Genomic DNA, 23904 nt, shown 5'->3' on the forward strand with positions numbered 1-23904 from the left:
CGGTGGGGCCGATGTGCATTTTCAAGCAGAGGAGACAGGGCATGTGGCGGTTGATTTTGGCGGTTTTTCTGGTTGCGGCCAGCGGCGTGCGTGCCGACTATTTCGAGCCCGCGCGCGGCACGGAGCTGCGCCGAACGCTGATGGACGCGCTCAGGCCGCATATCGAATGGCCGTTGGGCGCACCGGTCGAATTCGTGGTCTGGGACCTGCGGGTGGCGGACGATATCGCGTTTTTTTCCGGCATGGCGCAGCGCCCGGGCGGCGGCGTGATCGATATTGCCGATACCCCGGCCGCGCGGTGGGGAGAGCTTGACCCCGAGGTCGGCGACGGTGCCACAGTGCAGGCGCTTTACAAACTGTCGGGGCGGACCTGGGTCGCAGTGCATATCGGCATATCCGCCACCGACGTGTGGTATTCCTGGGAACCGATTTGCCAGGAATACCGGGCGGTCATCCCGGAAGCCTGCCAACAGTTCTGACCTTCGGTATGGACACCGGTCCGAGGCCCGGCATTGAGCCTGTCAGACCGTCTGGCACTTGCCTGTCGGCCTGGCGGTGCTCAGGCTCAGCAATCCACCGGCCTGGCGGGTGATGCGGCCGTCGAGTTCAAGATCGAGCAGCGCCGGGGCGACCGAATTGGCCGACAGCCGCAGATCGCGGATCAACTGGTCTTCGGCCAGCGGGGAGGGGCCGAGGCGGTCGAGGATCTGCTGGTGCAGGCGGGCGGTTTCGCGCAGCGACCGTTGGTCGGGCGGCGGCGACGGCACGAAGGTGTCCGGCGTTTCCAATGCCAGGTCCGCCTGCGCCGGTGCCGGACCGGTCGCCGCGGCGGCGATCGGGCCCATGGCCTCGATCACGTCGTCGGCGCCGCGCACCAGGCGGGCGCCGTCACGGATCAGCATGTTGCATCCGGATGCGCGCGCGTCGAACGGATGCCCGGGCACCGCCAGGACCTCGCGTCCCTGATCGAGCGCGGTGCGCGCGGTGATGAGCGAACCCGATTTCGCCGCCGCCTCGACCACCACGACGGCACGCGCCAGCCCCGAAACCAACCGGTTGCGCCGCGGGAAATGCCGCGCCTGCGGAACAAGCCCGATCGGCTGTTCGGACAGCAGCAGGCCGGACACACCGATTTCGGCACCGAGGCCGGTATTTTCAGCCGGGTAGATCACGTCGATACCGCCGGCCATGACGGCAATCGTGCCGGTCTCCAGCGTTGCCTTGTGGGCCGCGGTGTCGATACCGCGCGCCAGCCCGGAGGCGATGACGAAGCCTGCCTCGGCCAGCTCGCCCGCCAGGCGCCGCGCCATGCGCAGCCCCAGGGACGAGGCGTTGCGCGCGCCGACCAAGGCGATTACCGGTTTCTCCAGGAACTCGGCCCGGCCTTTGAGCCAAAGGAGCGGTGGCGCATCGTCGAGGTCCAGAAGCGCCGCGGGATAACCGGGCTGGCCGATGGCGACCAGCCTTGCACCGGCCTTGGCTCCAGCGGCCATCTCGGACCGCGCGGCGGCTTCGCCAAAGGTTGCATAGTCGTTGATCCCAGCGTCGCGGGCCACGTCGGGCAGGGTGGCCAGCGCGGCCGTGGCGCTGCCGTGTTCGCCCAGGAGGCGGTTGAAGGTTGAAATACCCACCCGGCGGGAACGCAGCAAGCGGAGCCACGACAGCATTTCATCTTCCGTGGTGGGTGGGAGTGGGGGGTGAGAGGAAGAGTGAAACTCTTGCGCCATCGTGACTCCGCCTGCTTGCGGAACCATCTCTATGTGAGAAATGGTTAACGGGCAGTAAATCATAACGCGAATTTTGTCAGCTGATTATCCGCCTGCCGTCAGAACCGCGCCCGGGTTCATGATGCCCAGCGGATCGAGCGCCGCTTTGATCGCCCGCATTGCCGCCAGCCGCGCCGGATCCCCCCAGCGTTCCAGATCGCCTGTCTTGAGCCGCCCGACGCCGTGTTCGGCCGAGAACGACCCACCGCGCGCCACCACCATCTCGTGCACGCGTTCCTGCACACGCGGACCCATACCGGGGTAGTCGGCACGGGTTCTGCCGCGCGCCGGGAAGACGTTGTAGTGCAGGTTGCCGTCGCCGAGATGGCCGAAGCAATTGATGCGGAAATCACCCAGTTGCGCCAGTGCGGCGCGCGCCGCTGCGATGAAGCCGTCGATCTCGCTCAGCGGAAGCGACACGTCGTGGCTCGACACCGAGCCGACGCGGCGGTTGGCCTCTGGGATCTGTTCGCGGATCTCCCACAGGGCGTCGCGCTGGGCGCCGGAATGGGCCAGCACGCCGTCGCTCAGCAACCCAGTTTCCAGCCCCGCGCCGAACAGCCGTTCGAGCGCGGCCTGCGCGCCAGCACCGCCCGACAGGCCCAGTTCGACCAGCACCATCCAGGGCGGTGCCGGGTCGAACGGGCGGCGGATGTCGGGCAGGGTGTCCGCGAGGAAGTCGAAACCCTGGCCGTCGATCAGTTCGAAACTGCTCACCGCCTCGCCGACCTGGTCGCGGGCCAGCGACAGCAGGTCGAGCGCCGCTGCCGGGCCGTTGACCACCAGAAGCGCGGTGCCGGTCTCCTGCGGCCGCGGCGCCAGTTTCAGCGCGGCGGCCGTGATCACCCCCAGGGTGCCCTCGGCGCCGATCAGCAGGTTACGCAGGTCATAGCCGGTGTTGTCTTTCCTCAGCCGTGTCAGCCCGTGCATGATCGATCCGTCAGGCAGAACCGCGTCGATCCCGAGACAGAGATCGCGGGCATTGCCGTAGCGCAAGACGTTGACGCCGCCGGCATTGGTCGAGAGATTGCCACCGATCCGGGCCGAGCCCTTGGCGGCAATGCTGAGCGGAAACAACCGACCGGCCGCCCCGGCCGCTTCGTGGATCTCCTGCAGGATGACACCGGCCTCGGCGACGATGACGTTTTCCTCGGGATAGACGCCGCGGATCGTGTTCATCCGTTCCAGCGACAGGATCATCGGGGCCGGGCCTTCGGGCATGATCTGTGCCCCGACAAGGCCGGTGCCGCCGCCATAGGGGATGACACCGACGCGCGCGTCGCCAGCGGCGCGGATGGCGGCGGCGACCTCCTCGGTATTGGCCGGGGCCACCACGACGCCAGCCTGGCCCTGCCACTTGCCGCGCGGTTCTTCCAGATAACGCGGCTCGACCGTACGGATCGCGGCTTCGGAGATGTGACTGCGGAGTTTCGCGACAAAAGCGTCGTTGGCAGAGTTCAGGTTCATGCCGCCTTCATAGCATTCCCGCGGGGCCTGTCGAATGCGATTTCTGCCGCACCGGGTGGGCCGGACAGATCAATCGTCAGGATCTCGCAGGTATCGCGGATGCAGCACGTGCACGGTGGGCCGCGAGGGCAGGCTCCGCAGCGAGACTTCGAGGCTGGTGGTCTTGTCGTTCACCACGAGGAATTCATCCGCCATTCCGACCAGGAAGGTCTGCAACGTGGTATCGCCGAACCAGTGCATCGGGATCACGACCGAGGAGCGCAGCCGTTTCAGTACCTTGATCATCGTCGGCAGATCAAGCGTGGTGCCGCCGTCGACCGCCGCCATGACCACGTCGAGACGGCCGAGCGCGGCAAATTGCTCGCCGGTGGGTTCGTGATGCAGGTGGCCGAGATGGCCGATGCAGAGCCCGGCCACCTCGAACACGAAGATCGAGTTGCCGGCGGGCTCCACGCCGCCGAAACTGCGGATATCGGTCGGGACGTTGCGCACGGCAAGATCGCCCAGTTCGAGACTGTGCTGGATGCCCTGGCCGAACTTGTCGCCCCAGCCTTTCAGCACGTGCGGGATGGCGGGATCGGGGGCGGAGGTCCAGTGCGTTTCATGGGCGTGGTTCATCGTCACGATGTCGGGAGTCAACGTCGTCCGTCCGATGAAACCGGTATAGTCGGTCACCGCGCTCACGCCGGCAGGGGTCTGGATCAGGAACGAGGCATGCGCGATGTAGGAGATCCGCACCGTGTGATCGGGCAGGGGCTGGCGGAAGCTGGCCTTGTGGAGATACTCGACGCCCGGCGCGGCGTCAGCGATGGCGATGCAGTGACTTGGCCGTCGGCTCTGGGCCTGGGCGGCGGTGGCAAATACGATCAGAACGACGACAAGGCGCAGCATGGCGGGTCTCCTTTCCTGACCGGAAGCCTAGCATGAACGATGCCATTGCGCGCGTCACGGTTGCGTCAGTGGGTGACAGTGGCGGTTACGCCGCTTGCAGGCGCCATGGGCAGCGCGTTCCACGCGATCCCGTCCGCGCCGCCGGGATCATCCCGCTCCGGTTTTGCCGCGGCGGTCGGAACGCAGGGCGGCATAGAGCACGTGAGTGCGCCAGCGGCCGGCGATCTGGAGATAGCTCTGAGCCACGCCTTCGTATTTGAAGCCGGTTTGTTCCAGCAACCCGCGCGAGGCGGCGTTTTCCGGCAGACAGGCGGCTTCGAGCCGGCTGAGGTCCAGGCGGTGGAAGGCATGGTGGACCATCGCCCCGATCGCCTCGCGCATATAGCCCTGGCGGGCAAAGGGCTGGCCGACCCAGTAGCCGAGCGTTCCGGCTTGGGCCGGGCCGCGGCGGATGTTGTCGAGGGTGATGGCGCCGACCAGCACCTCGTCAACGCGCCGGATCATGAAGAGCGGCAGTGCCGTGCCGGCGCCGATCGAGCGCTGGGCCCAATAGACCCGGTTGGTGAAGGCCCGACGCGACAGGTGATCGTCGGCCCAAACGGGCTCCCACGGGGTCAGGAACGCTGCACTCTGGCGGCGCAATCCGGTCCAGGCGTGGAAGTCGGCATGCAGGGGCGCGCGCAGGGTCAGCCGGTCGGTCTCGAGCCGGATCTTCCTGCGCGAACGGGCGAGCATCACGCCGCGCGTCTTTCGTTGAGCGCGCCGAGCGATGGCGCCTTGTCTACGGGTCCGTAAAGCGCAAGCGCGGCGCTGGCCTCGGCCACCGTGGCACCGGCGAAGTCGCGCACCGAGCGCGTGGTGACCGCGTCGATTTTCTCGACGATTTCGTCTGGCGCAGGCACGCGGCTCCAGATCTGCATCATCCGCGCCAGCCGCTCGGCCCGGTTCGACGGGCTTTCCAGCCCCATCAGCAGGCCCGCCTTCATCTGCGCCTTGGCGCGAGCCACCTCGGCCTCGCTCATGTCATCTGCCGCCCGGCGCATCTCGTCGATGGTGATCCCGGCCAGTTCGGGCAGTTCCTCGCCCGAGGTGCCGGCATAGACGGTGATCATGCCGGTGTCGGCATAGGCGCCGGTCTGGGCGAAGATCGTGTAGCAAAGGCCGCGTTTCTCGCGGATTTCCTGAAACAGTCGCGAGGACATGCCGCCACCCAGGGCGTTGGCATAGACCTGGGCGGTATAGATCGCTGGATCACGATAGTCCGGGGCTTCGAAACCGAGCGCGAAATGGGCCTGCTCCAGCGGTTTTTCATGACGGGTTTCGCCGCCCTGAAACAAGGCCGGGTCGGGCGTCTGCAACGGCAGGGCGGCCATGGCTCCGAACAGCGCCTCGGCCTGGCGGACGACGGCCGCGTGATCGAGGGCGCCGGCGGCGGCCAGGATCATGTTGCCTGGTCCGTAATGTTCTCCTACGAAACCTCGCAGATCGGCGCGGGAAAAGCGGCTGACCTGCTCGGGCGGGCCGAGGATGGTGCGGCCCAGGGCCTGGCCGGGATAGGCGCGTTCCTGCAGCCAGTCGAAGATCACGTCGTCGGGGGTGTCGAGCGCCTGGCCGATCTCCTGCAGGATCACGTGGCGTTCGACATCGATCTCGGAGGGTTCGAACAACGGGTTCAGAAGGATGTCGCCGATCACGTCGATGGCGAGGCCCACGTCTTCGCCCAGCACGCGGGCGTAGTAGGCGGTGGTCTCGCGGCTGGTGTAAGCATTCATGTAGCCGCCGACGTCCTCGATCGCCTCGGCAATCTCGAGCGTGCTGCGCTTCGCCGTACCCTTGAACGCCATGTGTTCGAGGAAATGCGCGATGCCGTTCTGGTCGGGGCGTTCGTTGCGGCCGCCGACGGTGACCCAAATGCCGACGCTGGCCGATTGCAGCCCCGGCATGTGCTCGGTGGCGATGCGAAAGCCGTTGGAAAGGGTGGTGATTTCGACGGTCACTTGCGGCGGCGCTCCTCGATCAGGGCCTGGATCTGGCCCAGGTCATTGGCCACCCGGGTCACCCGTTCCGCACGGTCGAACAGGTCGGCCATGCGCGGCGGCAGCGGCGGGCGGATACCGGTGGCCTGTTCCACCGCGTCGGGAAACTTCGCCGGATGCGCCGTCGCCAGCGCCACCATCGGCACCGAGATATTCTGATGCGCCCGCGCCACCTCGATCCCGATGGCGCTGTGCGGGCAGACCAGCTCGCCGAACTGCGCGTGCGACTCCGCGATCTCGGCGCTGGTCTGCTCCTCGCTGGTGCTGCTGGCGTCGAAATGCCGGCGGATATAGTCCTGCGCCGCGTCGGGAATGGTGAACCCGCCGGATTGCCTGAGCCCGTTCATCAGCCCGCTCACCGCCGCCCCGTCGCGCCCCAGCGCATCGAACAGAAGCCGCTCGAAATTGGAACTCACCTGGATATCCATCGACGGGCTGATCGACGGACGCACCTCGCCCACCTCGTAACGGCCGGTCATGATTGCGCGCCGCAGGATGTCGTTCTGGTTGGTGGCGACCACCAGCCGCTCGATATCAAGCCCCATCCGCTTGGCGATGAAACCCGCGTAGATGTCGCCGAAATTGCCGGTCGGCACGGTGAAACTCATCCGCCGCTTGCCGTCTCCCAGCGCCACCGCGGCCCACCAGTAATAGACCACCTGCGCCAGCACCCGCGCCCAGTTGATCGAGTTGACGGCGGCCAGCCGCACCTCGTCGCGGAAGGCGTCGTCGGCGAACATGTCCTTCAGGTGGCGCTGGCAATCGTCGAACGTCCCCTCGACGGCCAGGGCATGGACATTGGCTTCGGACGGGGTGGTCATCTGGCGGCGCTGCACCTCGGACACGCGGCCATGCGGAAAGAGGATGCAGACATCGACATTGTCGAGCCCCCGAAAGGCCTCGATCGCCGCGCTGCCGGTATCGCCCGAGGTGGCGCCGACGATGGTGATCCGCTCGCCCCGCCGCGCCAGCACGGCCTGGAACATCTGGCCGATCAGCTGCATCGCGAAATCCTTGAACGCAAGCGTCGGCCCGTGGAACAGCTCCATCATCCACAGCCCGTGGCGCAGCTGCTTGACCGGTGCCCGCGCGGCATGGCCGAAATCCGCATAGGCGCGGGCGATGATCGCCTTGAACTCGTCATCGGTGAAGGTGTCGCCGATAAAGGGTTTCATGACGTGGAACGCCATGCCCTCGTAATCTTCCCAATGCAGCTTTTCCACCACCTCGGGGGCCAGCACCGGCACCTCTTCGGGGACATAAAGCCCGCCGTCGCGGGCCAGCCCGGTCAGCATCGTATCTTCGAAGTTCAGCACCGGGGCGGTGCCACGGGTCGAGATGTAGTTCATCAGGTCTCTTTCACGCGTCGGCGGTGGAGGAAATAAGCGCTCATTACCACCCAGGTCAGGGCGAGGCCATACCAGGTGAGCACGTATTCGAGATGGCGGTTGGGGATGTCGCTGGTATCAATCGGCAGGGGCGTGATCGCGGGGTCATCCGGCACGGTTTCGCGGGCGATGATCATCACTTCCTCGGTGCCGAGCTGCGCGGCCAGCGGCGGCACATCGCGGGCATACCAGATGTTGGCGGGGAGATCGTTCTCGGGCGTGAAGCGGTCGGTTTCGTCGGGCCAGTAGAGGTTACCGGTGACGGTGATTGGCTCCGTGCCGCGCGCGCGGTTCTTGTCGGTTAGGCGGATGAAGCCGCGGTCGAGCAGCGCCCGGCGGCCCTGCGTCTCGAAGGCCTGGATCACGCGGTAGCCGGCGCCGAAGCCACGGGTCGAGACCAGAACGTGCACTTCGGGGCCGGTCAGCCGGCCGCTGGCGCGCACGGCACGGAAACGGTCGACGTCCGGGTCGGGGTTTGCAGGCAGGAACACCGGCGCGGCGTCGATCATCGCCTCGATTTCGTCGAGATAGGCACGCTTCTCGTTCAGACGCCGAACCTGCCAGTTGCCGAGCGAGACCAGCACGGCCAGCACGACGAGGGAGAAGATCAAGAAGGACAGGTTGCGGCGCACGGGGCAGGCTCTCGTCAAAGGATGCAGCGTCGGGTTTAGGCGGGAAACGGGGGGTGGGGCAAGACCTGTGGTGGTCCGCCTTCTTGCCGTACCCCTGTCCGGCCCGCCGCTTTGTCGCACCGGGGCGGGCGGCACCTATGCCCCGGGTTTGCGGCGATGGCACCGGCCGCGCCATGAGTATTTCAACCAAGAAAGAAAAGCTGACACCGGGACCGGCGGTATGGCGCCGCGGGCATTGCGCCTTTGCCGTGGCAAAAGAAAACGCCCCGCGCATTGCGCAGGGCGTGTCCGACGGTCTCGCGGTTTCAGGTCGCTCAGGCGCCCCAGATGTAGATCGAGGCGAAGAGGAACAGCCAGACCACGTCGACGAAATGCCAGTACCACGCGGCGGCCTCGAAGCCGACGTGGCTTTCCTGCGTGAAGTGCCCGGCTTGGAGCCGCAGCAGGCAGACCAGCAGGAAAATGGTGCCGATGATCACGTGGAAGCCATGGAAGCCCGTGGCCATGAAGAACGACGCGCCGTAGATGTTTCCGGCGAAGCCGAAGCCGGCGTGGCTGTACTCATAGGCCTGCAGGATGGTGAAGAACACGCCCAGAACGACGGCGATGATCAGGCCCCATTTCATGTCTTCGCGGTTGTTCTCATGCGCAATGGCATGGTGGGCCCAGGTGGCGGCCATGCCCGAGCACAGCAGGATCAGCGTGTTGATCAGCGGCAGGTGCCAGGGATCGAAGGTCTCGATCCCCGCCGGCGGCCACTGGCCATCGACCAGCGGGCTTTCCGGGCCCATCGGGTAGAGCGCGTGTTTGAAGAAGGTCCAGAACCAGGCCGAGAAGAACATCACCTCGGAGATGATGAACAGCACCATGCCGTAGCGCAGGCCGATCTGTACGACCGGGGTGTGATCGCCGACATTGCTTTCCTTGACGACGTCGGACCACCAGCCCCACATCACGTAGAAAGTGAACAGGAAGCCGGCGACCATGACCCAGGGGGTCACGTCGTGGAAGTAGAGCACGGCCCCGAACAGCAGGGTGAAGCCCGCCAGAGCGCCCAACAGCGGCCAGGCGGAGGGCTCGAGAATGTGATAGTCGTGGTTTTTTTCGTGCGCCATATTATCCCTCGTTGGAGGCTTGGTTGATGTTCTTGGTTTGCTCGTCGCCGCGTATGGCGGTTTCCGCCTCGGGCATGTCGATTTCGTAGAACGTGTAGCTCAACGTGATGGTGTGGATGAACTTCGCATCCCGGTCTTCGACCAGTTCGGGGTCGACGTAGAAGCTTACCGGCATGTCGATGCGTTCGCCGGGCTGCAGCACCTGCTCGGTGAAGCAGAAGCAGTCCACTTTGGTGAAGAAGGCGCCGGCCTCGTAAGGCGTGACGTTATAGCTGGCCTGGCCGGCAATCGGCTTGTCGGTGGGGTTGTAAGCCTCGTAGAAGGCAAGCCCGGTTTCGCCGATGCGCAGTTCCATTTCCTTCTGCTTGGGCTGGAATTCCCATCCGAAGCCTTTGGCCTTGGAGGCGTCGAAGCGGACCTTGATCGTCTTGTCGAGGATGACATCGCTGCCGGTTTCGGCCGTCTGGGTGACACCGCCGAAGCCAGTGACGCGGCAGAACCAGTCGTACAGCGGCACCGACGCCCAGGCCATCGCGCCCATGAAAACCACCACGCTGACCGTCTGCACCACGGTTTTGGTCTTGGGGTCCATCGCCATCAGTTGCCCTCCTCAGCGCTGGCCGCCGGGGGCTGGGTGTTGAAGTCGCCGCGCTTGGTCTTGACCAGGGTCAGCCCGAACACCAGGGCGACGAAGGCCAGAAGCACCAGCGCGAGACCGACATTGCGGCCCAGCCGGCGGTGATGCAGTTCGTGTTCGACCTTAAGCGCCATGCTCACCAGCCTCCCAGGCCGTAGACCCGCAGAGTCGATTCCACCAGGATGGCGCCGAAATGGCCAAACAGGTACATCAGCGACAGGCCGAAGACCTTCTTCTCGGTGCGGTAACCGTCAGCCTCGGCCTGCGCCTCGTCGCGGCGCCAGATGTCGACTGCGCCTTTCAGGAACAAGAGGTTGAGTACCACCGCGACGGCGAGATAAACCGGTCCGCCGATCGAGGTGACCGAGAGGCCGAGTGCGATCGGCGCCAGAAGCAGGGTGTAGATCAGGATGTGGGCGCGGGTCGCCTTGCGACCGTGAGTCACGGTCAGCATTGGCACCTTGGCCTCGTGGTAGTCGGATTTCATGAACAGCGCCAGGGCCCAGAAATGCGGCGGGGTCCACATGAAGATCAGGGTGAACATCAAGATCGACTCGGTTGAAATGCCGCCAGTGGCGACGGCCCAGCCGATCATCGGCGGGAAGGCCCCGGCCGCACCGCCAATCACGATGTTCTGCGGCGTCGAGCGTTTTAGCCACATGGTGTAAATCGCCACATAGAAGAAGATGGTGAAGGCCAGAATTGCCGCCGCCACCCAGTTGGTCGCCAGCCAAAGCATCACCACCGACAACACCGACAGGAAGGCGCCGAAGCCCAGCGCCTCGCCCTCGGTCACGCGGCCGGCCGGGATCGGGCGGCCGCGGGTGCGTTTCATGATGCGGTCGATATCGGCGTCCCACCACATGTTGAGCGCGCCCGAGGCGCCGCCGCCGAGCGCGATGAACAGGATCGCGACAAACCCGATGAACGGATGCACCGGCTGCGGTGCGGCCAGAAGGCCGACAAAGGCCGTGAACACGACCAGCGACATGACCCGTGGCTTGAGCAGGGCGAAGAAATCGCCGAAGCCGGCGTCGCCCTGCTGAACCTGTGTCTCGAAGCTCGTATCGGTCATGCTTTGGCCCTGTTGCAGCAGGTCCCGCCGGGGCGGGACCCTTGTCGGCTGTCGATCAGTTCAGTTGCGCCACATCGACGTATTCGTCGGCTTCGGTCACCGCTGCGAGCCACTTGTCGTAGGCTTCCTGGCTCACGACCTTGACGGTGATCGGCATATAGGCGTGGTCCTTGCCGCACAGCTCGGAACACTGGCCGAAATAGATGCCTTCCTTCTCGGCCTTGAACCACAGTTGCGCCAGGCGGCCGGGCACGGCGTCCTGCTTCACGCCGAAGGCGGGGATGGTCCACGAGTGGATCACGTCGTCGGCGGTCACGGTCATCACGACGACCTTGTCGACCGGCACCACGACCGACGTGTCGGTGGCCAGCAGGAATTCGTCTTCGTTGAAGCCCGCGTCGACCAGCTTGGCGCGCATCGCGTCGTCCAGCACGTAGGGCGTGACGTCTGCGTCCGCGGGGCGGATCCCCTCGTCGAGACTGGCGGGCTGGCCGATCATGTAGCTGTCGAATTCGAAATCGTTCTCGGTATCGGTATAGGTGTAGGTCCAGTACCACTGGTGGCCGGTCACCTTGATGTTGACCTCACCCTCGGGGATTTCCTGCTGCTTGAACAGCACCGGCAGCGAGAAGGCACCGATGAACACCAGGATCACAATCGGACCGACGGTCCACAGAATTTCAATCGGGGTGTGGTGGGTGAAGCTCGCCGGATTCGGATTGGCGCGGCGGTTGTACCGCACGATCACGATGAAAATGAGCAGCAGCACCAAAGCGGTGATCGCAAAGATGATGTAGTTGATCAAGCCGTCCAGGAATTGCAGGTCGCGGGCCAGTTCGGTCGCGGCGGGTTGGAAGCCCATCAGGCCATCAACCGGTTTGCCGATGGTTTCCAGCGCGTTCTGGGCAAAGGCCGGTGCGGCGGCCAGAGAGGCCAGAAGGGTCAGGAAGGAAGTGATTAGTCGCATATGTCACCCTGATCGGTTTATCGAGTTCATCGTGTCGTTCGGTCCGGGTTTTGCGGCAGGCGCGAGAACCCCGTTGTTTTGCCGCCGACAGAAACCATATTCTCCTTTGAGAAACAAGGATTCCGCTTGCGGCAAACGGACGCTTTTTTTGACATAGATCAAATCGGCGGAGCATGGAAGACAGGAAGAAACACAAATGTCAGACACATCTTTCCGCCCTTTCGAGCAGACGCTGGATCTGGAGAAATCCCTTGATTTGTTGCGTCGTGCAACGGACGGGGCCGACGATGGCGAGCTGTTCCTCGAACGCCGCCGCGGCGAGGCGCTGGTGTTCGATGACGGGCGGGTGAAAACGGCCAGCTATGATGCGTCCGAGGGATTCGGGCTGCGCGCGGTGCGTGGCGAGGTGGCGGGCTATGCCCATTCCACCGAAATATCCGACTCCGCCCTGATCCGGGCGGTGGACACCGCCCGGCTGGCGGTGGGCGAGGGCGGTGGCCGGCTTGCCGACGGGCCGGCGCCCACCAATCGTCGGCTCTATGCCGATACCGATCCGATCTCGGACGCGCCGTTTCCGGTCAAGATCGAGACTCTGCGCGAGATCGACGCCTACCTGCGGGAGCTTGACACGCGGGTGGTGCAAGTGTCGGCGACAATCGCCGCCTCCTGCCAGGAGGTCGAGATCCTGCGGCCCGATGGTCAGCACCTGCGCGACGTTCGGCCGATGACGCGGGTCAATGTCTCGGTCATCGTCGAGCAGAACGGCCGCCGCGAATCTGGCAGTGCCGGCGGGGGTGGGCGCGTCGGTCTTTCGGGGTTGCTCGACCCGGCCGACTGGCAGCAAAAGGCGCGCGAGGCGCTGAGGATCGCGACGGTTAACCTCGAGGCCGAGCCGGCGCCGGCCGGGGTGATGGACGTGGTGCTGGGCCCGGGCTGGCCCGGGATCCTGCTGCACGAGGCCATCGGCCACGGGTTGGAAGGCGATTTCAACCGCAAGGGCAGTTCGGCCTTTGCCGGTCTGATGGGGCAGCGGATCGCGGCGCGGGGGGTGACTGTGGTAGATGACGGCACCCTGCCTGATCGCCGCGGTTCGATCAGCTTCGACGACGAGGGCACGCCCAGTTCGAAGACCACGCTGATCGAGGACGGCATTCTTGTAGGTTTCATGCAGGACCGTCAGAACGCCCGGCTGATGGGGGTGGAACCGACCGGCAACGGGCGGCGCGAAAGTTATTCCCATGCGCCGATGCCGCGGATGACCAATACCTACATGATGGGCGGCGACGCCGATCCGGGTGATCTGGTTGCGTCGATGCAGGACGGTATCTGGGCCGTGGGATTCGGCGGCGGGCAGGTCGATATCACCAACGGCAAGTTCGTGTTCTCCTGCACCGAGGCCTACCGGGTGAAGAACGGCAAGGTCGGCGCACCGGTCAAGGGCGCGACGCTGATCGGTGACGGGGCCACGGCCCTGAACAATATACGCGGCCTGGGCAACGACATGGCCCTCGATCCTGGCATGGGCAATTGTGGCAAGGCCGGGCAATGGGTGCCGGTGGGGGTGGGCCAGCCCACGACGTTGATCGGTGGGTTGACCGTGGGCGGGGCCGCGGCCGGCGCCTGATGTAGACGAGGCGGCAAGGCCGGTCGAAAACCCGTAGCAGACCGCGGTCGAAACCGGTTGTCTCGCAGCATCTAATGCGCGCGGGAAAGCGGTTCAGAACGGATCGTGTTCAGGTGGGGCGGCTTCCGGTGTTGGCCTTGAGCAGCCGTTCATGTCGTCGCCCCCCCGCGCGAACAGCAGCCGCAGGCTGCCGCGCGATCGCCACGCCGTCCCTTGGCCTGGCGATTGGAAGGGTCAGGCGGAACTCTGAAGTTCGAAGCACTTGGCGAGGATAAAGCGCCATGCTGAAACGGCGGGACGCCAGTCCGCGGCCTGGCGAACGCGCGGCCTCCAGGTGATTTCGCGCCGATGGCGCCGCGCGGCCAATACGAGGAGCAATTCCTGCTTGACCGCAGCCGGTGGCGAACGCCGCTCGGCGATTGCCGGGGCAGGGCGACTCTGAGCCTTTCAAGTCGCGGCAAGCAGGGCCGATCCCAATCGCCCCCGGCTTGTCACTGCCAACGAATGCGGTTTTCTTTACGACCCTTCGAAGGCGCAGAGTGCTTCGACCTCGATCCCCATCTTTTCCAGTTTCTCGCGCCCGCCCAGGTCCGGCAGGTCGACGATGAACGAGGTGCCCACGATCTCGCCGCCCAGACGCTCGATCAGCCGAATGCCCGCTGCAGCGGTGCCGCCGGTCGCCAGCAGGTCGTCGACCACCAAAATCTTTTCGCCCGCTTCGATGGCATCGTCGTGGATCTCGACCACCGCCTCGCCGTATTCCAGCGTGTAATCTTCGGAAATTACCGGGCCGGGCAACTTACCTTTCTTGCGCACCGGCACAAACCCTACGGTCAGCTGGTGTGCGATCGCCCCGCCCAGGATGAACCCGCGCGCTTCGAGCCCCACGACCTTGTCAATCTGCATGCCCGCAAATGGGTGCAGCATCTGGTCAATCGCCATGCGGAAGCCTCGCGGATCTGAAAACAGCGTGGTGACATCGCGGAACATGATTCCCTCATGCGGGAAGTCAACGATGGTGCGGATGTATTCCTTGACGGTTTTGTGGTTGGGCATAGGCGTCTCCTGACCGGCTCGTCTTGGTTTGGCCGATACGACGCGCCCGCGCAAGGCCCGCCCATCAGGACGCGCGCTGCAGGCTGGCCGTCATCACCCCCATGCCGATCAATGCTGCGCCCCCGGTGCGTGTCATCCAAGCGATCACCCCCGGCTGCCGGATCGTGCGCCGTAGCCGGTCGGCCAACAGCGCATAGGCCAGCGCGTTCAGCGCCGCCAGACCGACGAAGGTGGCGATCAGCACCGCGAATTGCGGCAGCAGCGGCTGCCCGGCGGTCACGAATTGCGGCACGAAGGCGATGAAGAAGGCGATGGATTTCGGGTTCAGCGCCGTGACTGCCGCCGCGTGCCAGAAGATCCGCCCGGCCTCGATCCCCTCGGGCGCGTCGGGCAACGCCAGCCCGCCTTTCGGCGCCGAGCGCAACAGCTTCACACCGAGCCAGACCAGATAGGCCGCGCCGATCCATTTCAGCACCGTGAACGCGCTTGCCGAGGCCGACACCAGCGCCCCGAGCCCCGCCAGCGACGCGCTCATCGCGACGAAATCGCCCAGCGCCACCCCGGTGGCCGAGGCCACCGCCACCCGCCGCCCCTGGCTCAGCGCATAGCTGAGCACCAGCAGGATGGTCGGGCCGGGAATGATCAGCAGCGCCGTCGAGGCGGCGACGAAGGCAAGCCAAAGCTCGATTGGCATGGCGGGCGGCTCCTTGTTCCGGACCGGCCCACTATGCACCCCGCGCCGGCGGGGACAAGATGTCTCGACCCGGGGTCATCGGCAACGACCTGTTGCTCCCGCCGCCCCGTGTTTGACCCGACCACCGATCTTGCCCTGGTGCCAATCCGGCTTTGTTGGGCCAGCTTCCGGTTCTGGCCTGAAGCGGCCGTTCAATCGTCGCACCTTGGCCCGGAACAAGGCCGCAGGCCGCCGGGCCAGCGGCGGACCGTCCCGGCGGTCTGCCGCTTTGGTGAGGCCAGAGCAAGCCTCTGAGGTCATCCGGATATGTCACGATAAAGCGCGCCGTTCACAACGCCTAGCGGCAGCCCACGGTCCGCCGCTGGCCCGGCTCCGCTCTGCAATTGGCAACGCCCGCCCCAGGCCAGAACCGCACCAATTCCGGCAAGGCCCGATACGCCCTAATTCATAGCAAAAATCGGTGATCGGGTGGCGGGGCGGCGCGCAAGCCGCGTCACAGCTGCAGCCGCGGCACCACTGCCGGATCGAGCATCAGCTCGATCACCACCGGACCGGTGCGGCCGGGCAGGGCGGCCAGCGCCGCCTCCAGTTCGTAGATGCCCGTCACCCGGTGCGCCTCGGCGCCCATTGCACGGCCGATCTCGGCGAAAGAGGGCCACTTGAACTGCGACAGGCCCGGGTCCATCTGCCGGTCTTCGAACTGCACGTATTCCGCGCCGTAAGCCTGATCGTTGCAGATCACGATCACCAGATCCAGCGCCTCGCGCACCGCCGAGCTCAGCTCGGCCGGGTTGCCCAGCATCAGCCCGCCATCGCCGATCACCAGGAGCACGGTCTGATCGGGCCGGGCCAGCGCCGCGCCGATGGCCTGGCCCAGCCCCTGGCCGATGGCCCCGACATTGACGCTCAGCAGCATGTTGCGCGCATCCGACACGCCGATCCGGCTCCAGGCGGAGTTGAGAAAGCGCCCGCCGTCGCTGACGAACACGCGGTCGGCGGGCAAGGCGCGGTCGATGGCGTCCATCGCCACCTCGATGTCAATGGTGCCCGGCGCGGTGGCGCCGGGTTTCGCCGGAGGCAGCGCGCCGGCGGGCAGGAAGGCCTGCGGGTCCAGCGCCTCGGTGAACCGGGACGACTCGATCTCGGCCTCGTCGAGCCAGTGCAGCAGGGTCTCGGCCACCGCGGCGGCATCGCCCAGAAGTGCGGCATCGGCCGGCTGGTGCAGGCCCAGGGCGCCGGGGTCGTCGTCGATCTGGATCAGCCGCGCGCCTTTCAGGTAATCGCCCCGTACCGTGGTATAGCGCCCCAGCGCCGCACCGAAGGCGATCACGCAGTCGGCTCTGGCGATCGCCTCGCCCCCGTTCGGCGTCGAAAGCGTGCCGAACACGCCCAGATCGTGCACCGCACCGCCAAACAGCCCCTTGGCCTTGAGCGTGGTGGAAAGCGGCGCGCCGATCCGCGCGCCCAGCCGCTCCAGCGCTTCGCGCGCGCCGATGGCGCCGCGCCCGGCCAGGATCACCGGCGCGCGGGCCGCGGCGATGATCCCCACCGCATCCTCCAGCGCCTTGCCCATCGCCGGCGGACCGCTGCGCGCGCCGCGCTCGGCCACCACGGGCGCGCCGGCCGCGGGTTCCCACATCATGTCTGTCGGCATGTTCAGCACCACCGGCCGCCGCCCGGTCCAGGCTTGGCGAAAGGCGGTGGCCAGATCGTCAAAAACGGTCGTCGGGCCGCGCAGCCGCACGAAGCCCGCGCCGGTGGCGGCGACCAGCGCTTCCTGCGCCACGCGCTGCGGGTGGTAGGGGTCGGATACCGGGGTGTCGCCGGCCAGTAGCACCAGCGGAATGCGCCCCTTCACCCCCTCGATCAGCGCGGTGACGGCGTTCGACACCGCCGGACCTTGCGTCACCGTCGCCGCGCCCACATCGCCCGTCATCGCCGCGTGGCCCAGCGCCATCAGCACCGCGTTGTCCTCGACCGTCGCGGGCACCAGCCGACCGCCCTCGGCCCGCACGAAGGCATCGGCCATAAACAGGTTGGAATCACCCAAGAGGCCAAAGAGTGTCGTCACGCCCTGCGCCGCCAGCCCTCGTGCCAGCGCGGCATGCACCGTCAAGGTTTGTCCCGTCACGTCGCTCCCTCCGCTTGCGGACTCTATCCCAACACCCGTCCTGCCACCGCATCGAGTTTCGCCACCATCTGCGCGTCGCGCGCCTCGGGCGCGGTCAGGATGGCGTATTCCAGCGCCCGGTCGCAGCCATGCGGGCAGGGCGCGCGCTCGGACCCGAGCAGCGCGGGCAGGCGGCGGACCATCTCGCGGCCCTTGTCGGCATTGCCCATCAAGGTGGCGATGATGTCGCTGACATCGACCTCACCATGTTCGGGGTGCCAGCTGTCATAGTCGGTGACCATCGCGATCGAGGCATAACAAAGCTCGGCTTCGCGTGCGAGCTTGGCCTCGGGCATATTGGTCATGCCGATCACGTCGGCGCCCCAGTTTTCGCGATAGAGCTTCGATTCCGCCAGTGTCGAGAACTGCGGCCCTTCCATCGCGAGATAGGTGCCGCCGTCGTGCATGGCGATGCCGGCCGCGCGCCCGGCCTCGAGACAGGCCGCCGACAGCCGCGGGCAGGTCGGGTGGGCGACGCTGACATGCGCCACCAGCCCGGGGCCGAAGAAGCTTTTCTCGCGGGCGAAGGTGCGGTCGATGAACTGGTCCACCACCACGAAATCGCCGGGCGCCATTGCCTCGCGGAACGAGCCGCAGGCGCTGACGCTGATGACGTCGGTGACACCGAGCCGTTTCAATGCGTCGATATTGGCGCGGTAAGGCACGGAAGACGGCGTATGCATGTGGCCGCGCCCGTGACGCGGCAGGAAGGCCATTTTCACACCCGCCAGAGACCCGGTCAGGATCTCATCCGAAGGTTCACCCCAGGGCGTGTCGACCTTCACCCATTCGGCCCCGTCCAACCCGTCGATATCATAGATGCCCGAGCCGCCGATCACGGCGATCATGGTGTCCAGCATGAATGCCTCCGCTTCGTGTTTCAGGCATTCTTCGCCGCGGTCGCGGCGAAAGGCAAGGCGGGTGGCGGTTGCGCAGATCGAGATGTGTCCGATCTCGGCGCGAGCCATGCCTGCGACGCAAGGCAGCAATCCGGACAAGCGCGGTGGCCAATCGCGTCTGGCTCGGCTAAGCGAGCCCTCTCGCAGGACAACACCGCGACAACAAAAGGACGGCGCCGTGAAATCGAGCTTTCTCTCTGCCTTTGCCAAACTCGAAATGCCCGATCTGCAACTGCGGCCCGAAGAGGGCTGGAGCCTGTCGCGGGTTAGGATCGAGCTCTTGTCGGGGTTGACGGTGGCGCTGGCGCTGGTGCCGGAAGCTGTGGCCTTTGCTTTCGTGGCGGGCGTTCACCCGCTGGTGGGGCTTTACGCGGCCTTTATGGTGGGGTTGATCACGGCGCTGTTCGGCGGGAGGCCGGGGATGATCTCGGGGGCGACGGGCGCGCTGGCGGTGGTGATGGTGGCTCTGGTCGCCGATCACGGCGTCGAATACCTGTTCGCCACGGTGGTGCTGATGGGGATCCTGCAGTTGATCGCGGGGGCGATGCATTGGGGGAAGTTCATCCGGCTGGTGCCGCACCCGGTGATGCTGGGCTTCGTCAACGGGCTGGCCATCGTGATCTTCCTGGCACAGCTGACCCAGTTCAAGGTGCCGGGCAGTATGGAGAACACCGGCCATGGCATGGGCGGCGGCGAGTGGTTGTCGGGCTTGCCGCTGGTGATGATGCTGGGGCTGGTTGCACTGACCATGGGCGTGATCTGGGTGATGCCGAAACTGACCAAGCTGGTGCCGGCGCCGCTGGCGGGCATCGCCGTGGTCGCGGGCGTGGTGATCGCCTTGGGGCTCGACGTGCCGCGGGTCGGTGACCTCGCTTCGATCAAGGGCGGCCTGCCACAATTCCATATCCCGTCGGTGCCCCTGACATGGGAAACCTTCGAGATCATCCTGCCATACGCGATAATCCTGTCCGCCATCGGGTTGATCGAGAGCCTGCTGACGCTGAACCTGGTGGGCGAGATGACCGGCAAGCGCGGTGGCGCCAGCCAGGAATGCCTGGCCCAGGGCGCGTCCAACGTGGTGACCGGTTTCTTCGGTGGCATGGGCGGCTGCGCGATGATCGGCCAGTCGATGATCAACGTCAAATCCGGTGGCCGCACCCGCATCGCGGGCGTCGCAGCGGCGCTGTTCCTGCTGCTATTCATCCTGGTGGCCTCGCCGCTGATCGAACAGATCCCGCTGGCGGCGCTGGTCGGCGTGATGTTCATGGTGGTGATCGGCACCTTCGCCTGGCATTCGATCAAGATCCTCGCCCGGGTGCCTTTGAACGATGCCTTCGTCACCCTGCTGGTGACGGTGGTGACGGTGGCTTACGACCTTGCCATCGCGGTCGTCGTCGGCGTGATCGTCTCGGCGCTGTCCTATGCCTGGAACAACGCCCGCCGCATCCATGCCGATATCTACGAACAGCAGAACGGTACCAAGGTTTACCGGCTGCAGGGGCCGCTGTTCTTCGGATCGTCAGATGGGTTCACCGAGTTGTTCGATGTCGAAAACGACCCCGACGAGGTGGTGGTCGATTTCGCTGACAGCCGGGTGGTCGATCAATCAGCGCTGCAGGCGATCGAGGCGGTGGCCGGTAAATACGAGGCGGCCAGCAAGCGACTGCAACTGCGCCACCTCAGCCGCGACTGCCACAAGCTGCTGGCCAAGGCCGGTCACCTGATCGTCGACAGCGACGATGATCCGGACTACGCGCTGGCAGTGGATTACGAGGTACGCACCGGCATACTCGGCGGGCACTGATGGCGGGCACTTACGGCGGATCGTCGCGGCGACGGCGCGGTCGGGTGCCTCCGGCGGGAGTATTTCGGGCAAGATGAAGGGCGGGGTCAGTTCCGGTCAAAGCCCGGCGTGCCGGTGTCCTCGGGGTGGCGGGCGAGGTGGCGGGCCTTGATCTCTCCGGTCATGGCGCGCGAGCCGTCATGGCTCCAGCCCGGCGGCGCCACCGCATAAGCCAGCCGCTGTCTGAGCGTGAGCCCCGGCCGCGCCATGTCGCGGAACATCGCCAGCCATTCGTGAAACGCCACCCGCAGCGGGTTGAAGGTGCCAAGGTTGTGGACGAGGCCATAATCAGGTTTCTCGCTGTCGAGCTCGGGCACGAAAGTGCCAAACATCCGGTCCCAGACGATCAGAACGCCGGCGTAATTGGCGTCGAGATAGCGGGCGTTGCGGCCGTGATGCACGCGGTGGTGCGACGGCGTGTTCATCACCGCCTCGAACCAGCGCGGCATCCTGCCGATCGCCTCGGTATGGATCCAGAACTGGTAGATCAGGTTCAGCCCGCCGACGAACAGCACCATCGCCGGGTGGAACCCAACAAGCACCAGCGGTGCCCGCAGCAGCCACATGCCGGTGAACGTCCCGGTCCAGCTTTGCCGCAGCGCGGTGGTCAGGTTGTAATGCTGGCTGGAATGGTGGTTCACGTGTTCGGCCCAGACCCAGCGCGCGCGATGGGCGATGCGGTGATACCAGTAGTAGCGCAAGTCATCGAGGATGAAACAGGCCAGTACAACGATCCAGCCGGTGCCGAGATCGAACAGACGGTAGTCCCAGAGCCAGACGTAGACCCCCCAGGCGACAAAGCCCAGCAGGACGCCCGAGGCGACATTGCCCGCCCCCATCAGCAGCGAGGTCAGCGCGTCACGGGTCTCGTAGCGCCCGCCCCGGCGCTTGACGAAAATCCAGACGAGTTCCACCAGGATCGCGGCAATGAACAGCGGCACGGCATAGTTGACGACATCGGGATAGGTGATCTGGTCCGTCATGCGTTGTCTCCGATCAGGTCCGGCCAGCGGGCGGCTTCGCCCGCGTCGAGGTGGAGCTTGATATGCGGGGCAGTGAAATCGGGCAGGTCGATGCGCAGGCCGTCGGCAATCGGGGTCACCCGTGCGCCATCGAGATACCGCGCGGCGGTGTCGGCGCCCATCGCGAAGACGATGCCGGGACGGCCCATCGCGGTCTCGATCAGCGCGGCATGACCGTCGTGGGCCAGTGTCACGGCCCGGGCCGGATCCTCGTTGCCGAACTCTTCGTCCCAGGCGGCGCGGGCCGCAGTGTTATCGGCGAGTGTCACGGTGCGGCTCAGCCCCAGCAGGTGCAGCAGGATCGCGATTCCGGCGATTCCGATCACCACCATCGGCCCGAGAATGCTGAGCGGCATGTGCTGGATCCTCCTCGCCCGGTATTTAGCCCGGCGAGCAAGCGCCCTGTCAAAGGTCGCGTCGCGTCACCCCTCGATCAGTGTCCGGATGATCGCCTTGCCGCTGTCGGAAGCCCATTCGGCGTCGCCCACCATGCGGGCGATCTCGCGGCCCCGGGGATCGAGGATTACTGTAACCGGCAGGCCGAGGATCCCCATCTCGCGCGCCAGCGATTGCGTCGGGTCGCGGTGCAGCGGCAGGTTGTCGACGCCGATCTCATCGAAGAATTTTTTCATCTGGGCCGGGTTGTTGCGGCCGGTGGCGATGGTCAGCACTTCGAAATCGTCACCGCCGAATTCGGCCTGCAATTCGGCCAGCGCCGGCATTTCCTTGCGGCAGGGGGCGCACCAGGTTGCCCAGAAATTCACCAGTACGTAACGGCCCTGGTGGTCCGCCAGGACCGCCTTGCCGCCGGCTGCGGTGTCATAGGCCGCTGTGCCCGCGGTTTTCGCGCTGGCGTGGAAGGCGAGCTTCTTCATCGTGCCGTCGCGCAGCCCTTCCAGCTTGGCGTGGTTCAATGCCGTCTCGGGGATCGGCTGGGCCGGGTCGCGCAGGGCCACGAAAGCCAAGGCGGCAATTGCGATTGCGGCGAGGGCGGTATAGAGCAACGCGGGACGCGACATTCCAAATCCTTCTCACGGGCCAGACGACATGACCGACAAATCCTCGAATGCAATGTGGGGCGGCCGCTTCGCTGCCGGACCGGACGCGATCATGGAGGCGATTAACGCCTCGATCGGCTTCGATCAGCGGATGGCGGCACAGGACATTGCCGGCTCGAGGGCCCATGCCGCCATGCTGGCTGCCACGGGCATCGTGAGTGATAGCGATGCAAGCGCGATGAGGAAAGGGCTGCTCACGGTCTTGTCAGAGATCGAGGCCGGGAGGTTCGAGTTTTCCACCGCGCTCGAGGACATCCATATGAATGTCGAGGCCCGGCTGAAGGCTCTCATTGGCGAACCCGCCGGGCGTCTGCACACAGGGCGTAGCCGGAACGACCAGGTGGCGACCGACTTCAAACTCTGGGTGCGCGACCAGATCGATGCGGCCATCGAAGGCATCGAGGCGCTGATCGCCGCGCTTTTGGATCAGGCGGAGGCCGGCGCCGACTGGGTCATGCCGGGCTTCACCCATCTGCAAACCGCCCAGCCGGTGACCTGGGGCCATCACATGATGGCTTACGTGGAGATGCTGGGCCGCGACCGGTCGCGCTTTTCGGACGCGCGGGCACGGATGAACGAATGCCCGCTCGGCGCGGCGGCGCTGGCCGGGACCTCGTTCCCGATCGACCGCGAGATGACGGCGCGCGAACTGGGTTTCGACCGGCCCGCGGCGAATTCGCTCGACGCGGTCAGCGACCGCGATTTCGCTTTGGAATTCCTGTCGACCGCCTCGATATGCGCCATGCACCTGTCGCGCTTTGCCGAGGAACTGGTGATCTGGTCCTCGGCCCAGTTCCGCTTTGTCACACTCAGCGACCGGTTCTCGACCGGCTCGTCGATCATGCCGCAGAAGAAGAACCCCGACGCGGCCGAGCTGATCCGCGCCAAGATCGGCCGCATCTTCGGCGCCAACGTCGCACTGATGACGGTGATGAAAGGCCTGCCCTTGGCCTATTCAAAGGACATGCAGGAAGACAAGGAGCAGGTCTTCGACGCCGCCGACAACTTGATGCTGGCCCTGGCGGCGATGGAGGGCATGGTGAAAGACATGACCGCCAACCGCGACAACCTCGCGGCGGCGGCGGGCAGCGGCTTTTCCACCGCCACCGACCTGGCCGACTGGCTGGTGCGGGCGCTGGGCATGCCGTTCCGCGACGCCCATCACGTCACCGGCAGCCTTGTCGCGTTGGCTGAATCCCGTGGATGCGATTTGCCCGATCTGACGCTTGACGATATGAAAGGCGTGCATGGCGCGATCACCGACGATGTCTTTTCGGTGCTCGGCGTGCAGAACTCGGTGGCCTCGCGTATGTCTTATGGCGGCACGGCCCCGGATCAGGTGCGCGCCCAGATCGCCCGCTGGCGGGAGCGGATGGCATGAAACGGATCGCGATACTCGGGTTGCTGGCGCTCGGGCTTGCCGGCTGCGGCGCCGATGGTGACCCGATCCCACCGCAATCGACGGCTACGATGCACCTTGTCGATCACGCTGTGTTGCTCTGATCTCAAGACTCGCGGCCGCCGTGGATCGTGTGGTATTCTTCAATTGGACAATTTGTTGTTC

24 protein-coding genes are annotated in these 23904 nt (G+C 65.8%); 5 read left to right on the plus strand and 19 right to left on the minus strand.

Annotated elements, in window-relative coordinates; genetic code table 11:
- Window positions 1-41: 41 nt before the first annotated feature.
- Entirely contained in the window at window positions 42-479 is a 438-nt protein-coding gene (locus NO357_RS19165) for a hypothetical protein (RefSeq protein WP_306737355.1), read from the plus strand.
- Window positions 480-521: 42 nt separating this feature from the next.
- Here NO357_RS19165 and dprA read toward each other — a convergent pair whose 3' ends face one another.
- The 12 genes from dprA to coxB all read right to left on the minus strand — a co-directional run bounded on the left by dprA (window position 522) and on the right by coxB (window position 11974).
- Window positions 522-1727: a DNA-processing protein DprA gene (gene dprA, locus NO357_RS19170; protein WP_306737356.1), complete on the minus strand. Its 1206-nt coding sequence runs from the start codon at window positions 1725-1727 to the stop codon at window positions 522-524.
- An 84-nt stretch (window positions 1728-1811) separates the two neighbouring features.
- The gene (locus tag NO357_RS19175; protein WP_306737357.1) at window positions 1812-3233 is read right to left on the minus strand and encodes an FAD-binding oxidoreductase; all 1422 of its coding nucleotides are present in this window, start codon (window positions 3231-3233) and stop codon (window positions 1812-1814) included.
- Window positions 3234-3302: 69 nt separating this feature from the next.
- Window positions 3303-4124: an MBL fold metallo-hydrolase gene (locus NO357_RS19180; protein WP_306737358.1), complete on the minus strand. Its 822-nt coding sequence runs from the start codon at window positions 4122-4124 to the stop codon at window positions 3303-3305.
- Window positions 4125-4271: 147 nt separating this feature from the next.
- The gene (locus tag NO357_RS19185; RefSeq protein ID WP_306737505.1) at window positions 4272-4859 is read right to left on the minus strand and encodes a GNAT family N-acetyltransferase; all 588 of its coding nucleotides are present in this window, start codon (window positions 4857-4859) and stop codon (window positions 4272-4274) included.
- Window positions 4859-6121: a M16 family metallopeptidase gene (locus NO357_RS19190; protein WP_306737359.1), complete on the minus strand. Its 1263-nt coding sequence runs from the start codon at window positions 6119-6121 to the stop codon at window positions 4859-4861. Before NO357_RS19190 ends, NO357_RS19185 begins: the two co-directional genes overlap by 1 nt.
- Window positions 6118-7509 carry a threonine synthase gene (gene thrC, locus NO357_RS19195; protein ID WP_306737360.1) on the minus strand — a complete coding sequence of 464 codons (1392 nt, stop codon included), beginning with the start codon at window positions 7507-7509 and terminating at the stop codon, window positions 6118-6120. Before thrC ends, NO357_RS19190 begins: the two co-directional genes overlap by 4 nt.
- Window positions 7509-8180: an SURF1 family protein gene (locus NO357_RS19200; RefSeq protein ID WP_306737361.1), complete on the minus strand. Its 672-nt coding sequence runs from the start codon at window positions 8178-8180 to the stop codon at window positions 7509-7511. The genes thrC and NO357_RS19200 overlap by 1 nt, the downstream gene beginning before the upstream one ends.
- 314 nt (window positions 8181-8494) lie before the next feature.
- Entirely contained in the window at window positions 8495-9295 is an 801-nt protein-coding gene (locus NO357_RS19205; protein ID WP_306737362.1) for a cytochrome c oxidase subunit 3, read from the minus strand.
- A 1-nt stretch (window position 9296) separates the two neighbouring features.
- Window positions 9297-9893 carry a cytochrome c oxidase assembly protein gene (locus tag NO357_RS19210; protein WP_306737363.1) on the minus strand — a complete coding sequence of 199 codons (597 nt, stop codon included), beginning with the start codon at window positions 9891-9893 and terminating at the stop codon, window positions 9297-9299.
- The gene (locus NO357_RS19215) at window positions 9893-10066 is read right to left on the minus strand and encodes a cytochrome c oxidase system small membrane protein (RefSeq protein WP_512699424.1); all 174 of its coding nucleotides are present in this window, start codon (window positions 10064-10066) and stop codon (window positions 9893-9895) included. The genes NO357_RS19210 and NO357_RS19215 overlap by 1 nt, the downstream gene beginning before the upstream one ends.
- A gap of 2 nt (window positions 10067-10068) precedes the next feature.
- Window positions 10069-11007, minus strand: a complete 939-nt coding sequence (cyoE, locus tag NO357_RS19220) for a heme o synthase (RefSeq protein WP_306737364.1) — start codon at window positions 11005-11007, stop codon at window positions 10069-10071.
- Between the two features lie 55 nt (window positions 11008-11062).
- Window positions 11063-11974, minus strand: coding sequence for a cytochrome c oxidase subunit II (coxB, locus tag NO357_RS19225; RefSeq protein ID WP_306737365.1), 912 nt, complete (start codon window positions 11972-11974; stop codon window positions 11063-11065).
- A 196-nt stretch (window positions 11975-12170) separates the two neighbouring features.
- Here coxB and NO357_RS19230 point away from each other — a divergent pair, with 196 nt between their 5' ends.
- A complete protein-coding gene (locus NO357_RS19230; RefSeq protein WP_306737366.1) occupies window positions 12171-13598 on the plus strand; it encodes a TldD/PmbA family protein in 1428 nt (475 codons plus the stop codon).
- A 516-nt stretch (window positions 13599-14114) separates the two neighbouring features.
- On the opposite strand, the gene NO357_RS19235 is transcribed toward NO357_RS19230, so the two are convergent.
- The 4 genes from NO357_RS19235 to NO357_RS19250 form a co-directional block, all read right to left on the minus strand.
- Entirely contained in the window at window positions 14115-14654 is a 540-nt protein-coding gene (locus tag NO357_RS19235) for an adenine phosphoribosyltransferase (RefSeq protein WP_306737367.1), read from the minus strand.
- 64 nt (window positions 14655-14718) lie between these two features.
- On the minus strand, window positions 14719-15348 hold the full coding sequence (locus tag NO357_RS19240) for a LysE family translocator (RefSeq protein WP_306737368.1): 630 nt from the start codon (window positions 15346-15348) through the stop codon (window positions 14719-14721).
- 493 nt (window positions 15349-15841) lie between these two features.
- Window positions 15842-17479, minus strand: a complete 1638-nt coding sequence (locus NO357_RS19245) for a thiamine pyrophosphate-binding protein (protein ID WP_306737369.1) — start codon at window positions 17477-17479, stop codon at window positions 15842-15844.
- Between the two features lie 23 nt (window positions 17480-17502).
- Window positions 17503-18378 (minus strand): S-methyl-5'-thioadenosine phosphorylase, encoded by an 876-nt coding sequence (locus NO357_RS19250; RefSeq protein ID WP_306737506.1) that lies wholly within the window; start codon window positions 18376-18378, stop codon window positions 17503-17505.
- 256 nt (window positions 18379-18634) lie between these two features.
- On the opposite strand from NO357_RS19250, the gene NO357_RS19255 reads away from it, so the two are divergent.
- Window positions 18635-20221 carry a SulP family inorganic anion transporter gene (locus NO357_RS19255; protein WP_376744407.1) on the plus strand — a complete coding sequence of 529 codons (1587 nt, stop codon included), beginning with the start codon at window positions 18635-18637 and terminating at the stop codon, window positions 20219-20221.
- Window positions 20222-20307: 86 nt separating this feature from the next.
- On the opposite strand, the gene NO357_RS19260 is transcribed toward NO357_RS19255, so the two are convergent.
- The 3 genes from NO357_RS19260 to NO357_RS19270 form a co-directional block, all read right to left on the minus strand.
- Window positions 20308-21243 (minus strand): sterol desaturase family protein, encoded by a 936-nt coding sequence (locus NO357_RS19260; protein WP_306737371.1) that lies wholly within the window; start codon window positions 21241-21243, stop codon window positions 20308-20310.
- Window positions 21240-21638 (minus strand): hypothetical protein, encoded by a 399-nt coding sequence (locus NO357_RS19265; protein WP_306737372.1) that lies wholly within the window; start codon window positions 21636-21638, stop codon window positions 21240-21242. Before NO357_RS19265 ends, NO357_RS19260 begins: the two co-directional genes overlap by 4 nt.
- A gap of 66 nt (window positions 21639-21704) precedes the next feature.
- On the minus strand, window positions 21705-22301 hold the full coding sequence (locus NO357_RS19270) for a TlpA disulfide reductase family protein (protein WP_306737373.1): 597 nt from the start codon (window positions 22299-22301) through the stop codon (window positions 21705-21707).
- Between the two features lie 28 nt (window positions 22302-22329).
- On the opposite strand from NO357_RS19270, the gene argH reads away from it, so the two are divergent.
- Both argH and NO357_RS19280 read left to right on the plus strand, forming a co-directional pair.
- Window positions 22330-23721 (plus strand): argininosuccinate lyase, encoded by a 1392-nt coding sequence (argH, locus tag NO357_RS19275; RefSeq protein WP_306737374.1) that lies wholly within the window; start codon window positions 22330-22332, stop codon window positions 23719-23721.
- Window positions 23718-23843: a hypothetical protein gene (locus NO357_RS19280; protein WP_306737375.1), complete on the plus strand. Its 126-nt coding sequence runs from the start codon at window positions 23718-23720 to the stop codon at window positions 23841-23843. Before argH ends, NO357_RS19280 begins: the two co-directional genes overlap by 4 nt.
- Window positions 23844-23904: the final 61 nt, after the last annotated feature.

This window comes from Marimonas arenosa (assembly GCF_030848945.1).
In the GTDB taxonomy this organism is placed as follows: domain Bacteria; phylum Pseudomonadota; class Alphaproteobacteria; order Rhodobacterales; family Rhodobacteraceae; genus Marimonas; species Marimonas arenosa.

Bases quoted from the DNA above. Each gene is read 5' to 3' on its own strand.
- NO357_RS19165 (WP_306737355.1), top strand. From the start codon at position 42: ATGTGGCGGTTGATTTTGGCGGTTTTTCTGGTTGCGGCCAGCGGCGTG.
- dprA (WP_306737356.1), bottom strand. From the start codon at position 1,727: ATGGCGCAAGAGTTTCACTCTTCCTCTCACCCCCCACTCCCACCCACC.
- NO357_RS19175 (WP_306737357.1), bottom strand. From the start codon at position 3,233: ATGAACCTGAACTCTGCCAACGACGCTTTTGTCGCGAAACTCCGCAGT.
- NO357_RS19180 (WP_306737358.1), bottom strand. From the start codon at position 4,124: ATGCTGCGCCTTGTCGTCGTTCTGATCGTATTTGCCACCGCCGCCCAG.
- NO357_RS19185 (WP_306737505.1), bottom strand. From the start codon at position 4,859: ATGCTCGCCCGTTCGCGCAGGAAGATCCGGCTCGAGACCGACCGGCTG.
- thrC (WP_306737360.1), bottom strand. From the start codon at position 7,509: ATGAACTACATCTCGACCCGTGGCACCGCCCCGGTGCTGAACTTCGAA.
- NO357_RS19205 (WP_306737362.1), bottom strand. From the start codon at position 9,295: ATGGCGCACGAAAAAAACCACGACTATCACATTCTCGAGCCCTCCGCC.
- NO357_RS19210 (WP_306737363.1), bottom strand. From the start codon at position 9,893: ATGGCGATGGACCCCAAGACCAAAACCGTGGTGCAGACGGTCAGCGTG.
- NO357_RS19215 (WP_512699424.1), bottom strand. From the start codon at position 10,066: ATGGCGCTTAAGGTCGAACACGAACTGCATCACCGCCGGCTGGGCCGC.
- cyoE (WP_306737364.1), bottom strand. From the start codon at position 11,007: ATGACCGATACGAGCTTCGAGACACAGGTTCAGCAGGGCGACGCCGGC.
- coxB (WP_306737365.1), bottom strand. From the start codon at position 11,974: ATGCGACTAATCACTTCCTTCCTGACCCTTCTGGCCTCTCTGGCCGCC.
- NO357_RS19230 (WP_306737366.1), top strand. From the start codon at position 12,171: ATGTCAGACACATCTTTCCGCCCTTTCGAGCAGACGCTGGATCTGGAG.
- NO357_RS19235 (WP_306737367.1), bottom strand. From the start codon at position 14,654: ATGCCCAACCACAAAACCGTCAAGGAATACATCCGCACCATCGTTGAC.
- NO357_RS19240 (WP_306737368.1), bottom strand. From the start codon at position 15,348: ATGCCAATCGAGCTTTGGCTTGCCTTCGTCGCCGCCTCGACGGCGCTG.
- NO357_RS19250 (WP_306737506.1), bottom strand. From the start codon at position 18,378: ATGCTGGACACCATGATCGCCGTGATCGGCGGCTCGGGCATCTATGAT.
- NO357_RS19255 (WP_376744407.1), top strand. From the start codon at position 18,635: ATGCCCGATCTGCAACTGCGGCCCGAAGAGGGCTGGAGCCTGTCGCGG.
- NO357_RS19260 (WP_306737371.1), bottom strand. From the start codon at position 21,243: ATGACGGACCAGATCACCTATCCCGATGTCGTCAACTATGCCGTGCCG.
- NO357_RS19265 (WP_306737372.1), bottom strand. From the start codon at position 21,638: ATGCCGCTCAGCATTCTCGGGCCGATGGTGGTGATCGGAATCGCCGGA.
- NO357_RS19270 (WP_306737373.1), bottom strand. From the start codon at position 22,301: ATGTCGCGTCCCGCGTTGCTCTATACCGCCCTCGCCGCAATCGCAATT.
- argH (WP_306737374.1), top strand. From the start codon at position 22,330: ATGACCGACAAATCCTCGAATGCAATGTGGGGCGGCCGCTTCGCTGCC.
- NO357_RS19280 (WP_306737375.1), top strand. From the start codon at position 23,718: ATGAAACGGATCGCGATACTCGGGTTGCTGGCGCTCGGGCTTGCCGGC.